The sequence below is a fragment of the Streptomyces globisporus C-1027 genome, from assembly GCF_000261345.2.
GTDB classification, from domain to species: domain Bacteria; phylum Actinomycetota; class Actinomycetes; order Streptomycetales; family Streptomycetaceae; genus Streptomyces; species Streptomyces pakalii.
Window position 1 is genome coordinate 3,641,415 of sequence record NZ_CP013738.1, and the last position, 12,378, is coordinate 3,653,792.

16 protein-coding genes are annotated in these 12,378 nt (G+C 71.9%); 3 read left to right on the forward strand and 13 right to left on the reverse strand.

Annotated elements, in window-relative coordinates:
* Positions 1-3: 3 nt before the first annotated feature.
* The 5 genes from WQO_RS15745 to WQO_RS15765 form a co-directional block, all read right to left on the reverse strand.
* Complete coding sequence (locus tag WQO_RS15745) at positions 4-498, reverse strand: Fur family transcriptional regulator (RefSeq protein WP_029182620.1); 495 nt, start codon at positions 496-498, stop codon at positions 4-6.
* A 56-nt stretch (positions 499-554) separates the two neighbouring features.
* On the reverse strand, positions 555-1,127 hold the full coding sequence (locus WQO_RS15750; RefSeq protein ID WP_010063594.1) for a heme-binding beta-barrel domain-containing protein: 573 nt from the start codon (positions 1,125-1,127) through the stop codon (positions 555-557).
* Between the two features lie 279 nt (positions 1,128-1,406).
* The gene (locus WQO_RS15755; protein ID WP_010063595.1) at positions 1,407-2,345 is read right to left on the reverse strand and encodes a hypothetical protein; all 939 of its coding nucleotides are present in this window, start codon (positions 2,343-2,345) and stop codon (positions 1,407-1,409) included.
* Complete coding sequence (locus WQO_RS15760; RefSeq protein WP_010063597.1) at positions 2,342-3,121, reverse strand: hypothetical protein; 780 nt, start codon at positions 3,119-3,121, stop codon at positions 2,342-2,344. The genes WQO_RS15755 and WQO_RS15760 overlap by 4 nt, the downstream gene beginning before the upstream one ends.
* Positions 3,118-3,915 carry a hypothetical protein gene (locus WQO_RS15765; RefSeq protein WP_107115885.1) on the reverse strand — a complete coding sequence of 266 codons (798 nt, stop codon included), beginning with the start codon at positions 3,913-3,915 and terminating at the stop codon, positions 3,118-3,120. Before WQO_RS15765 ends, WQO_RS15760 begins: the two co-directional genes overlap by 4 nt.
* Before the next feature lie 150 nt (positions 3,916-4,065).
* On the opposite strand from WQO_RS15765, the gene WQO_RS15770 reads away from it, so the two are divergent.
* A complete protein-coding gene (locus WQO_RS15770) occupies positions 4,066-4,428 on the forward strand; it encodes a DsrE family protein (protein WP_010063599.1) in 363 nt (120 codons plus the stop codon).
* Between the two features lie 19 nt (positions 4,429-4,447).
* Here the strand turns inward: WQO_RS15770 and WQO_RS15775 are convergent, their stop codons facing one another.
* The 8 genes from WQO_RS15775 to WQO_RS15805 form a co-directional block, all read right to left on the reverse strand.
* Positions 4,448-4,705, reverse strand: coding sequence for a DUF3099 domain-containing protein (locus tag WQO_RS15775; protein ID WP_029182621.1), 258 nt, complete (start codon positions 4,703-4,705; stop codon positions 4,448-4,450).
* Between the two features lie 139 nt (positions 4,706-4,844).
* Entirely contained in the window at positions 4,845-5,132 is a 288-nt protein-coding gene (locus WQO_RS15780) for a DUF1416 domain-containing protein (protein WP_003968135.1), read from the reverse strand.
* Between the two features lie 39 nt (positions 5,133-5,171).
* Positions 5,172-6,011: a sulfurtransferase gene (locus WQO_RS15785; RefSeq protein ID WP_010063601.1), complete on the reverse strand. Its 840-nt coding sequence runs from the start codon at positions 6,009-6,011 to the stop codon at positions 5,172-5,174.
* Between the two features lie 184 nt (positions 6,012-6,195).
* Entirely contained in the window at positions 6,196-6,276 is an 81-nt protein-coding gene (locus WQO_RS37405) for a putative leader peptide (protein WP_350310325.1), read from the reverse strand.
* A gap of 186 nt (positions 6,277-6,462) precedes the next feature.
* Entirely contained in the window at positions 6,463-7,152 is a 690-nt protein-coding gene (locus WQO_RS15790; RefSeq protein WP_010063602.1) for an LmeA family phospholipid-binding protein, read from the reverse strand.
* A gap of 149 nt (positions 7,153-7,301) precedes the next feature.
* Positions 7,302-8,885 (reverse strand): hypothetical protein, encoded by a 1,584-nt coding sequence (locus WQO_RS15795; protein ID WP_058954001.1) that lies wholly within the window; start codon positions 8,883-8,885, stop codon positions 7,302-7,304.
* Between the two features lie 10 nt (positions 8,886-8,895).
* Positions 8,896-9,150, reverse strand: coding sequence for a MoaD/ThiS family protein (locus tag WQO_RS15800; protein ID WP_010063605.1), 255 nt, complete (start codon positions 9,148-9,150; stop codon positions 8,896-8,898).
* 62 nt (positions 9,151-9,212) lie between these two features.
* On the reverse strand, positions 9,213-10,163 hold the full coding sequence (locus tag WQO_RS15805) for an alpha/beta hydrolase (RefSeq protein ID WP_237274134.1): 951 nt from the start codon (positions 10,161-10,163) through the stop codon (positions 9,213-9,215).
* Positions 10,164-10,432: 269 nt separating this feature from the next.
* Between WQO_RS15805 and WQO_RS15810 the strand changes: the two genes are divergently transcribed.
* A complete protein-coding gene (locus WQO_RS15810; RefSeq protein WP_010063607.1) occupies positions 10,433-11,251 on the forward strand; it encodes a response regulator transcription factor in 819 nt (272 codons plus the stop codon).
* A 24-nt stretch (positions 11,252-11,275) separates the two neighbouring features.
* Positions 11,276-12,316, forward strand: coding sequence for a LacI family DNA-binding transcriptional regulator (locus WQO_RS15815; protein ID WP_010063608.1), 1,041 nt, complete (start codon positions 11,276-11,278; stop codon positions 12,314-12,316).
* Positions 12,317-12,378 lie beyond the last annotated feature (62 nt).

Sequence of the window (12,378 nt, forward strand, 5' to 3'; positions counted from 1 at the left end):
AGCCTACGACTCGGCGGCGGAGTCCTTCGCGGCGTCCCGCGCCCTCTCCGTCTCCTTGCCCGCCGCCTTGCCCGCCGTCCTCGCCGCCGTGCAGTCCGCGCAGCGGCCGAAGATCGCGAAGTGCTTCATGTCGGTGTCGAAGCCGAAGTCGGCGCGCAGCTTCTGCGTGAACTCGGTGACGACGGAGAGGTCCGCCTCGATGACGTCCTTGCAGTCCCGGCAGACCAGGTGGATGTGGTGGTGCCGGTCGGCCAGGTGGTACGACGGGGCGCCGTGGCCGAGATGCGTATGGCTGACGAGCCCGAGCTCCTCCAGGAGCTCCAGGGTCCGGTACACGGTGGAGATGTTCACGCCGGACGCCGTCCTGCGCACCTCGCACAGGATGTCGTCCGGAGTGCCGTGCTCCAGGGCGTCGACCGCCTCCAGGACGAGCTGCCGCTGGGGCGTCAGCCGGTAGCCGCGCTGCCGGAGGTCGGTCTTCCAGTCGGTGGTCACCACACGCCCAGTCTAGGGCGTGTGGTCAAACCCCGGCCGGTCCCGCGTCACTGCCAGGTTCACTTGAAGAAGGCGATGCCGTCGTCCGGCATGTCCTCGAGGTTCCGCGCCATCTCGGCGACCTCCTCGGGGGTGACGACCTTCTTCAGGTGCGCCGACATGTAGGGGCGCAGCTCGACCTCGGGGGTGGCCTTCTCGCCGACCCACATCAGGTCGCTGTTGACGTACCCGTAGAGCCGCTTGCCACCGCTGTACGGGCCGGAGGCCGCCGTGCGGGCGACCGCGTCGGTGACCAGGTCGATCTGCGGCTTCTGGTCGGCCAGCTCGCCGTACCAGATCTCGATGACGCCCTGGTCGCGGGACATGACGACCTCGACCTTGCGGTCCTTGTCGATGCGCCAGTAGCCGCTCTCGGTCTCCAGCGGCCGGACCTGCTTGCCCTCTCCGTCCAGGACCCACGTGTGGGAGACGTACTCCAGGAAGTCCCGGCCGTCGTGGCTGAAGGTGACTTCCTGGCCGAAGTTGCACTTCTCGGCGCCGGGGAAGTCGGACACGCCCGCGCCCGCCCAGTTGCCGAGGAGGAAGGCCAGCGGGACGAGGTCCGGGTGGAGGTCGGACGGAATCTCGATCATGAGCGGCTCAGACGATCTGTGAGGGTGCGGGGTGGGCGGGGAACCGTTGCGCGACGAGGGTCAGCGCTGGCCCTGGTACAGCTTCTTCACGGTGATCGCGGCGAAGGCGGTGACGCCCACGCAGACCAGGACGAGCAGGGCGGTGAAGAATGCCTCAAGCACAGGGGGCTCCTCGTGACGAGCGGTTGGCGGCGGCGGCATGGCCGGGCCCCCAGCCTAATGGGTGGGGGCCCGGTCTTCTCGTTCAGGTGCCGGTCGCGGGCCGCGCCCGCGAGCGCCTCAGGCGAGCAGCTGGTTCTGCAGGACCAGCGTCTGCTGGAAGGGGATGCGGGCCGCCTCCCGCTTTCCGGGACGCTCGTGCACGACGAGCGCCATCGTGTCTCCCGCCAGGGTGTACGCCTGCCGGACGTGCTCGGCCCCGAAGGGCGCCTGCTCGGTGAAGACGAACGAGGACAGGTTCTCGATGTCGGCGGCCGAGCCCCAGGCGGGGTCGAGGTCGGTGGAGTCCGTACGGGCCAGGGGCGTACCGGCCGACGAGCCCACGTTCAGGTCGTCGATCATGCGGCTCGCGAACGCCGTCGAGTTGAACCGCACCAGGTAGATCCGGGACGTCGTCCCGTCCGGCATGGTCCAGCCGCGCGCCGCGATGTGCCGTGGAGCGGCGTCCTTCAGGAGCTGGGCCACCGACCGCCGGTCCTGCTCCCGGTAGGCGTCGAGGAAGGTCTCCGTGGAGATCCAGCCACCGGTCAGCTTCTTGTCGGGCTGCGCTCCGGCGGGGGCCGGAAGGAGCAGTTCGCGCAGGTCGGCGTGGTGGATCTCGGCCGGGTTGCCGGGCGAGAACGGCCGGGGCGAGCCGGCCGGGAGCGCGGGCAGGGACAGGTCCGGATAGTCCCAGCGGCCGTCGCCCTCGGTGGCGAGCCCGGGGACGTCGGTGCGCTCCAGCGAGGCGATCCCGAAGGCCGTACCCGTGCCGAGCACGCCGAACGCCAGCGCGGCCGCCGTCCACCGCGCCACGGCCCGCAGGACCCGCCGGGGCGGCCTGGGCTCCGCGTCGGCGGCGACGGGCACCACGGGCGGGGCGTCGGGCAGCGGGGGCGCGCCCTCGGGCACCGGGTGCGGGGCGGGCGCAGCAGTCGCCACGGCCTTCTCGGGCGCGGAGGGCGCCTCGGGCGCGACGACCGCCCGGTCCTCCTCGGGGGTCATCGTCTGCTCGCTCATATGTACTCCCCCGGGGATGCGATGTGGTCGAGCTGGTCCTTCACCAGGTCCCTGACGGCGGACGGGCTGAACGGCTTGCTGCCGTTGGCCTCGACGCTCACCGAGACCTCGCCGTCGTAGGCGATGCAGCTCACGCCGTCGAGGGTTTCCTTGTCACCCTTGGGCAGGCGGTAGCAGGTCACCTTCTTGTGGCCGTCGATCGACGGCCCCTTGCGGAAGTCGTCGAAGGAGTCCAGCAGTTCCTTGCGGTCCAGGTACGTCTGGCGCACGGCCCGCTTGTCCCGCATCTTCACGATCTGGACGTTCACGACGAGGTCGTTCGCGTCCGAGGTGTACGAGCGCTGCGCCACGCCCCGGATACGGAGCCGCTCGACCAGCTTGTTCAGCTCCCGGCGGTCCTTGCCCGCCAGCCCGCGCCCCATCTCCTTCATCGCGGCGGTGGCCTTCGCACCACTCGTCTCGCTGTCGTTGCCGATCTCGCCGATGTCCGGGCCGAGCCGGTAGCCCTTCGGCACCGGCAGCAGAAGCCTGGTCAACTCGGTGTCGTGGCGGCCCCGGGGCGGTTCGCCCACCGGATCCTTGCCGGTGGGCGCATGGTCCTCGTCCCAGACGGTCGTGGTGACCGTCCGGTCGGCACTGTCCACGGTGGTGCCGGTGTACACGGCCGCGCCGCCGATCGCCGCCACCACCAGTCCGACCGGCAGGGCGGTGCGCAGCACCCGACGCACCCGGCGACCGGGGGCGGGGGCAGGGGCGGGGTTCGTCTCGTCGTTCACAGCCGCTCCAGCTGTCGCTCGGCCAGCGTCCGGATGTACTTCTTGCTGATCGGGACGGTGTCGAAGATGTTGATGTCGAGCATGATGTCGCCGCGCCGGGCCATGGCCCTGGCCCGGTAGGACGGGAGGTAGCCCGCCTCCCGCTCGACCGGGTAGAGGAAGTAACGGCCCTCGCGGCTGCCCTTGATCGCTTCGCCCGTGTTGCCCGCGCCGTCCTTGTCCCACGGCATGTACATGATCTGGTCGTCGAAGTGATCCGCCGCGCCGTGCATGTCGCCGGACCGGAACTGGATCAGCTGAACCGTGGTGTCCCGGTGCTTCCCCTGCACCCACGAGACCGAGGCCACCCGGCGCAGTCCCGCCTCGGCGAGCGTCTCGAACATGTACTGCGGGTCGTCGTAGTAGTCCTCCACGTACTGGTTGAGCGGCTCCCAGCCGTCGTCGAGGCCCAGTGGGCCCGAGAACGCCTTCCTCGCGCCCTTGGGCCGGTCGACGAGCAGCTTGCGCAGGTCTCCGTCGGTCTTGACCCGCCGGTCCTGGGCGGCCGGCAGCGGTGCCGGGGCCCGGTCGGCGGCCGCCGGCTTCGCCGGGTAGCCGAGGCCGGGCTGCGACAGGGCGGCCAGCGGCGTCGGCTCCCGCTCCGCCTGGACGCCGTAGCCCACGGCGACCCCGCCCACGATCCCGAGCAGGGCCGCCGCGCCGATGATCAACGTCGTCCGGCCGCGCGGCCGACGGCGTACGGGCGGGGCCGACGGCTCGGCGGATCCACCGGTGACGGGCGGCTCAGCAGGCACGTCGGCGCCCGGCGGTGCGGCAGGAATGGTGTCGTTCGGTTCCAAAAGGGTCCCCCCAAGAGACCTGAAGCGCGGGTTCCCTTACCTGCGCGCACAGGTGACCCTCAGGAGGGCGAGGAGGTTGCCTCCCGCACGATTACAGTTCGGCATATGCCGAAGAAGCTTGTGATCAAGGTGACCGCCGGGCCCGAGGCCGCCGAGCGCTGCTCGCAGGCCTTCACCGTGGCGGCCGTGGGCGTCGCCAGCGGGGTGGAGGTCTCGCTCTGGCTGACCGGGGAGTCCTCGTGGTTCGCGCTGCCGGGCCGGGCCGCCGAGTTCGAACTGCCGCACGCCGCCCCGCTGCCCGACCTGCTGGACTCGATCCTGGCGGGCGGCCGGATCACCCTGTGCACCCAGTGCGCGGCGCGGCGCGACATCACGGAGAAGGACGTGCTGGAGGGCGTACGCATCGCGGGTGCGCAGGTGTTCGTGCAGGAGGCCCTGGCGGACGACACGCAGGCGCTCGTCTACTGATCCCCGCCCGGGGGCGGTCTCAGTGGCGCTTCTTGCCGTCCAGCTCGTCCCACCACTCGTCGGACGTGGGGTCGCCGGAGGGGTCGTCCCACCAACGGTCCTCCGGGCCCCGCCGGTTGGCGGCCATCGCGGCGATCGGCGGGATCACCATGGCGACGACGCACATGGCGATGGCGGCGGGCATGGACCACAGGCGCACCACGGCCCAGGCGGACACGAAGAGCACGACGCATCCGCCCATCATCAGGAAGTAGTTCCTCCTGCGTCGGGCGTACATGCTTCCAGCGTAGGACTCCCGCCGCCGGACGGCACGAAGGGCCGCACCCCGCGTCAGGTGGCGTCCAACCCCCTGGGGTGCGGCCCTTCGGCCGTTCGGTGTGCCGTGGAAGACGGCGTGCCGGGGATCCCGCGAAGGATCAGACGGCGATGGCGACCTCGGAGAGTCCGCCGGTCTGCGCGACGACCGTGCGGTCGGCGCTGCCGCCCGGAACCAGGGCGCGGAGCGTCCAGGTGCCCTCGGCGGCGTAGAACCGGAACTGGCCGGTCGCCGAGGTCGGGACCTCTGCGGTGAACTCACCGGTCGAGTCCAGGAGGCGCACGTAGCCGGTGACGGGCTCGCCGTCGCGGGTCACGCTGCCCTGGATGGTGGTCTCACCGGGCTTGATCGTCGAAGCGTCGGGGCCACCGGCCTGTGCTCCACACATGGTTCTGTCCTTCGGGTCGTCGTGGTGCTGGTCGGTGGGTTACTTGTTGGCGCCGAGCTCGATCGGCACGCCGACGAGGGAGCCGTACTCGGTCCAGGAACCGTCGTAGTTCTTGACGTTCTCCTGGCCGAGCAGCTCGTGGAGCACGAACCAGGTGAGCGCGGAGCGCTCACCGATGCGGCAGTAGGCGATGGTGTCCTTCGCCAGGTCGACCTGCTCGTCCTCGTAGAGGGCCTTGAGCTCGTCGTCCGACTTGAAGGTGCCGTCGTCGTTGGCGTTCTTCGACCACGGGATGTTGCGGGCGCTCGGCACGTGGCCGGGGCGCTGCGACTGCTCCTGCGGGAGGTGGGCCGGGGCGAGCAGCTTGCCGCTGAACTCGTCGGGCGAGCGCACGTCGACCAGGTTCTGGCTGCCGATGGCCTTGACGACGTCGTCGCGGTAGGCGCGGATCGACTCGTCCTGCGGCTTGGCCGTGTACTGGGTGGCCGGGCGCGTGGGGACGACGTCGGTCAGGTCGCGGGAGTCGAGCTCCCACTTCTTGCGGCCGCCGTCGAGCAGCTTGACGTTCTCGTGGCCGTACAGCTTGAAGTACCAGTAGGCGTACGACGCGAACCAGTTGTTGTTGCCGCCGTAGAGGACGACCAGCGTGTCGTTGCCGATGCCCTTCTCGCTGAGCAGCTTCTCGAAGCCGGCCTGGTCGACGAAGTCACGGCGGACCGGGTCCTGGAGGTCCTTGGTCCAGTCGATCCGGATCGCGTTCTTGATGTGGTTCTTCTCGTACGCCGAGGTGTCCTCGTCCACCTCGACGATCGCGACCTGCGGGTCGTCGATGTGGGCCTCGACCCAGTCGGCGTCTACCAGGACGTCGCTGCGGCTCATGTTGTTCTCCTCCGGGGCAGTCTGCGGCGGGGTGGTGCGAGATGCGGAGTTGCTGGGTGCGGGTGTACGCGCGGAGGCACGGAACGCGGCGCGTACGGGGCACGGGGTCGGCCCTGGTGGACGGTCGGGGGACGACGGTCGGAGGGCCGGGAAGCGGGGCGGCTGGGTGGTGCGAGCGTCCCGCTCAGAAGGTGCGACAGAGCATGGCGGCGACGCGGCACAGGTCTACTGCCCGCCGCTTCGTGAGATCCGCCTGTCGCTTCATGCGTCCGATCGTAGGGAGGTACGGACGGAGATGTCACCGTCGTGTCGCATGGTGAGACACGATCATCCGCGATGCGAGACGGAAGAGCGGTGATCCGGCCCGCGATCCGCCGCCGGGTCCCCCCGAGCCTTCCCCGCATCTACGGACCGGACGCGGGTGTCTCACCATCCGGATCGGAGGGGCGGATCAGCCGGTCAGGGCGACGTCCGAGCCGGTCACCGAGATCTCCAGACCCTTCTCGGTCACCTTGACCTCCTGGAGCTCCAGGCCCTCGGGCAGGCCGTCTATGTCGCCCTCGAAGTCGGTCCTGCTGCGGACCAGGTCCTCGACACCGGGGATACCCGAGCCCGGCACCTCGTCCGCGCGCACCTTGATCGTGTGGCCGTCGACGCGGGTCACGGTGGACAGGACGCTCCGCGAGATCGGCCGGCCGAGGATCTCGACCGTGCCGGTGACCTTCGCCTTGCCCTTGCCGCCGTACTCCACGACGACGCCGTCGCTGGCCGCCGCCGTCAGGTCCTTGTACGTGACGAGCGCGGTGCCGGTGGCGCGGGTGGCGGTCGCGCTGCGGTAGCCGGAGCCGAGCTTCACGTCGTGCAGCCGGGCCCGGACCTCGCTGACCCGGATCGTGCGGCCCGCGGCGCTGGTCTCCATGCCGGTGAGGTTGACGTCGACCCGGTCCAGCTGCGATCCGGCGAGCTGGGTGAGGAAGGGGAAGCCCTTGATCGAGATCTCCGTCGTGGCGGGCCCGTCCCCGCTGATCGTGACCCGGTCCTCGGCCTCGGACTCGGCGTACCAGAGGGCCGCGCGGTCGACGGCGAGGAAGAGGCCGCCGAGCACCACCACCAGGACCAGCAGTATTCGCAGTGCGCGCATGTCTCGATTCCCCACCCTGAGCCGATCGGTCCCCCTGACGCCCGTGAGCCTACTGCGGCAGGAGTGGACGCCCTGGATGATCGACGACCGACGGCCCCCCGGTGGTTCCCGAGGGGCCGTCAGCAGCCATACGCAACAGGGGGCGGCGGTCAGAGCAGGACGCGGCCGACCAGGTAGACGGCCGGAGCGGCCAGGGTCAGCGGCAGCGCCACCCCGGCGGTCATGTGCACGAACCGGGACGGGTAGTCGTAGCTCGCCACGCGCAGCCCGATGAGCGCGCAGCCGGCCGCCGCGAGACCGAGCAGCGTGCCCTGCTGCCCGATGCCGGTCGTATTGCCGAAGACGAGGCCCGCGCCCACGCCCGTGACCAGCGCCATCACGAGGGAGGCCGCGCCGGGCAGCGGAAGGGCGCGGACGAGTGTGGCCGCCGCGACGGCCGCCCCGCCGACGACCACCGCGTCCGGGGCCGCCGCGAGCATTCCGCCCGCGAGCACCGCGAGGGACGCGGAGACGACGGTGGCCATCAGGCCGTACATCCGCTCGTCCGCCCCCGCGTGGCTGCGGAGCTGGAGGACCACGGTGAGCAGCACCCAGACGCCGAGGGTGCCCAGCAGCGCGGCGGGGCCGTGCTCCCGGCCCGCCACGAGCAGGGCGACATCGGCGACCAGACCCCCGGCGAAGGCGAGCGCGATGCCCTGGCGGGCGGGCCACATGCCGTTGAGCCGGAACCAGCCGGCGGCCGTCACCGCCTGGAGGAGCACCACCGGGACGAGCAGGGCGTACGTCCCGATCGCCGCGCCGCCCGCGAGCAGCAGGCCGAGCGCGGCGGTGAGCGCCGCGGGCTGGATCCCCGGGGCGATGATCGGCGAGCGCCCCTCGGCGCGGGCCCGCTGGGCGTCGGTGATCCGGGTGTTGCCCAGCGTCGTGGGCGCGCTGTAGCCGGTGTCGCCGGGCCCCGACGGCGCGGTGGCGGGCGCGGGTGCGGTCACCGGCTCGGGTACGGGAGCGGGGGCGGCCGGTGCGGCGGGTGTGGCCGGGACCTCGGGCGGCAGCGGGTAGGAGCCCGAGGCGCCCTGGGGCGGCAGCGGGTAGGAGCCCGAGGCGCCCTGGGGCGGCAGGTAGGCGGTGTCGGCGGCCGAGGAGGGGTACGCCTGCTGCGGCTGCTGTCCCTGGTGGTGCGGGGGCTGCGGCTGCTGTTGCGCGTACGGTCCGGGCTGCGGCTGCCCGGACGGCTGGGGCTGCCCGGACGGCTGGGGCTGCTGGGGCTGCTGGGGCTGCTGGGGCTGCTGGGGCTGCTGTCGTGCGTACGGCTCCGGCTGCTGCGGCTGCCCGTACGACGGGGACTGCTGGGACTGCCCGTACGACGGGGGCTGCTGGGACTGGTCGTACTGCTGGGGCTGCTGCGCCTGCCCGGGACCGTGGCCCTGCCCGCGACCCTGCGCGTATCCCTGGCCCTGCCCGTAGCCGTCGCCCTGCCCGTAACCGTGCGCCTGCCCCTGTCCGTACCCCTGGCCCTGAGCCTGCCCCGGGTCCCCCTCCGGGCGGATCGTCGGCTGGTACTGCGTGTCCCAGGTCGGCGCCTGCCACGTCTGCGTGCCGCCCTGGTCGAACGCGGCCGGCTCCTGGGGCCCGGTGTGCTGCCCGGCCGTGCCGTCGGGCCACCGCGGCGGCGCGGGCCGCTGCGGGTGCTCGGGGTCGTACGGATACGGGTACTGCTGATCGCTGCTGCTCATGGCCTGCGGTTCACCCTCCTGCGAACGGCGGGAGCACCTCGACCGTGCCGCCCTCGGCAAGGCGTACGGTCTCATGCTCGCGGGTCCCCACGGGGTCCCCGTCGACGAGGAACGAGCACCGCCGGAGCACCTGGCCCAGTTCGCCGGGGTGCCTCTCGCGCACGGCGTCGAGCGCCTCGGCGAGGGTCGCCGCCGCGTACGGCTCCTCCGCGGTGCCCGCGGCGGCCTTCGCCGCGGCCCAGTAGCGGATCGTCCCCGCTGCCATGGCGCCACTCCTTCGGTCGGTCGGTTCGTCGGACGCCTCGTGCGTCAGCTCTCCATGATGGGTCACGCGGGCGGTGCGCCCGTCGCCCAGTCGGCGATACGGGCAAGGAGGGCGTCGTCCGCCGCGTTCTCCGCGTGGCCCATCCCCCGCTCCACCCACAGCTCCGCGCCGCCGGGACCGGCCGCCTCGGCCAGCATCCTCGGATGGTCCAGCGGGAAGTACGGGTCGCGGTCGCCGTGCACGAGCAGCAGCGGGGCCGGGGCGATGAGCGGGACCGAGGCGACCGGGGAGAGCGGGACGGGGTCCCAGTCCTCGGTGGCGATACGGGTACGGAATCCGTAGCGGCCGACGAGCCGGCCCGAGGGACGGGTGACCACCCAGTGCAGCCGGCGCATCGGGGCCGTCCCCCGGTAGTACCAACGGGCGGGCGCACTGACGGAGACCACCGCGTCCGAGTGCGCCCCTGTGCGCCGCATGCGCCCCTCGCGCTCCGGCACGCGAACGGGTGTAACCCCGGCCGCGGATTCCGCGCCCCCGGCGACGGGCTCCGCCGTATACAGAGCCCCGTGCCGCAGCACCACCGAGCCGCCCATAGAGAACCCGACCGTCACCACCCGGGTGTGCCCGAGCTGCCGCGCCCAGGCCACCGCCGCCGCCAGGTCCAGCACCTCGCGGTCGCCCACCGTGGAGCGCCCGCCGGACCGTCCGTGGCCCCGGAACGAGAACGTGATCACGGCCGCACGCTGGGCGAACACCCGCGCGGCACGGCGTACGGCGGGACGGTCGGCCGACCCGGTGAACCCGTGCGCGACGACGATCGCGGGGGTCGCCGCCGGGGTCACGGCAGGGACCCCGGCCGCCCGGTCGCCGGGTGCTCCGAAGCCCGCCGTACACGGCTCGTACACCGCTTCGACCGGCACGCCGTCATCCGTCAGCAATGTGGCGAATCGTGGGGGTGGCGTGAGCAAGGGAACAGAGGAACCCCGGAATCGACCCTCGGACACGGAACTCATGTGGGCTATTCTGCTGCGAAGAGGATCCGGGCAATGCAGCCCCCGGGTCCTTTTGTGCTTTACGGGCGTTGTTACGACGACGTTTCCACAAGCTCAGCGGTCCCCGGGGCGCGGGACCGCACGCAATAACCGCTTGACGTACGAAGCAGTGCCGCATACTCCCCCGGGTCCGACCCGGGAGTGCCCCTCTCGCAGGGAACGAGGAGGACCGACGTAATGGGCGAGCGAACCGTGCAACACGATCGACCGAACCAGGCAGGTGGGCGGCGATGAGTTCACTGCTGCTTCTGACGAACGCACTCCAGCCGTCGACGGAGGTGCTCCCCGCCCTCGGTCTTCTGCTCCACAGCGTGCGGGTGGCCCCCGCCGAGGGCCCGGCCCTCGTGGACACCCCGGGCGCCGACGTGATCCTCGTCGACGGGCGGCGCGACCTTCCGCAGGTCCGCTCGCTCTGTCAGCTCCTGCGGTCCACGGGCCCCGGCTGTCCGCTGATCCTCGTCGTCACCGAGGGCGGTCTCGCGGCCGTCACCGCCGACTGGGGCGTGGACGACGTCCTGCTGGACACGGCGGGACCGGCGGAGGTGGAGGCGCGGCTGCGCCTCGCCATGGGCCGCCAGCAGATCACCTCGGACGACTCCCCGATGGAGATCCGCAACGGTGATCTCTCCGTCGACGAGGCGACGTACAGCGCGAAACTCAAGGGCCGGGTCCTGGACCTGACCTTCAAGGAATTCGAACTGCTGAAATACCTGGCCCAGCACCCGGGCCGGGTATTCACCCGCGCCCAGCTCCTGCAGGAGGTCTGGGGGTACGACTACTTCGGCGGTACGCGGACGGTCGACGTCCATGTACGGCGGCTGCGCGCCAAGCTCGGCCCCGAGCACGAGTCGCTGATCGGGACCGTCCGCAACGTCGGCTACCGCTTCGTCGTGCCGGAGAAGGTCGAGCGCGCGGCGGAGGAGGCGAAGGAGCGCGCGGGCGGACGGCAGAAGGCGGACGGCCCCGAAGCGCGGCCCGTCGCCCGATCGGAGCAGTCCTCTTCGGCCACGGCAGAGGAAGAAGCCCCGGTGGAGGCTGCCAAGAGGTAGGTCCATCCGCGTAGACTGCCGCGCGTGGCCAAGGTGACGCGGGACGATGTGGCGAGACTGGCGGGGACGTCGACCGCGGTCGTCAGCTACGTCATCAACAACGGACCCCGGCCGGTCGCCCCGGCCACGCGCGAGCGGGTGCTCGCCGCGATCAAGCAGTTGGGCTACCGGCCCGACCGGGTCGCCCAGGCCATGGCCTCGCGCCGCACGGACCTCATAGGCATGATCGTGCCGGACGCCCGGCAGCCGTTCTTCGCGGAGATGGCGCACGCGGTCGAACAGGCCGCCGCCGAGCGCGGGAAAATGGTGCTCGTCGGCAATTCCGACTACCGCGACGAGCGCGAGGTCCACTATCTGCGGGCCTTCCTCGGCATGCGGGTCTCCGGTCTGATCCTGGTCAGCCAGGGCCCCAGCGAGCGCGCCGCCGCCGAGATCGAGGCCTGGGACGCCCGGGTCGTCCTGCTGCACGAGCGCCCCGAGGCGATCGACGACGTCGCCGTCGTCACCGACGACGTGGGCGGCGCCCAGCTCGCCACCCGGCATCTGCTGGAGCACGGCCACCCGTACGTGGCCTGCCTCGGCGGTACGGAGGAGACCCCGTCGGTCGGCGACCCGGTCGCCGACCACGTCGAGGGCTGGCGGCGGGCGATGCACGAGTCGGGCCGCTCCACGGAGGGCCGGCTGTTCCAGGCCCCGTACAACCGTTACGACGCCTATCAGGTCGCCCTCGGTCTGTTGTCGGGCCCCGACCGGCCGCCGGCGATCTTCTGCGCCACCGACGACCAGGCCTTCGGTGTGCTGCGGGCCGCGCGTGAGCTGCGCATCGACGTGCCGGGCGAGCTGGCGGTGGCGGGCTTCGACGACGTGAAGGAGGCGGGTCTCACCGATCCGCCGCTGACCACGGTGTACTCCGACCGTCCGGCGATGGCCCGGGCGGCCGTGGACCTGGTGCTGGACGACGCGCTGCGGGTCTCCGGATCGCGGCGGGAGCGGCTGAAGCAGTTCCCCTCCGCGCTGGTGGTCCGGCGCTCCTGCGGCTGCGGGGAGCCCTCCGCGTCCGCCTGACCCGCTTGCCCGTATGCCCGCTGTGGTCTTTACAGCGGGCATACGCGGTTCTTCCGGGCTTC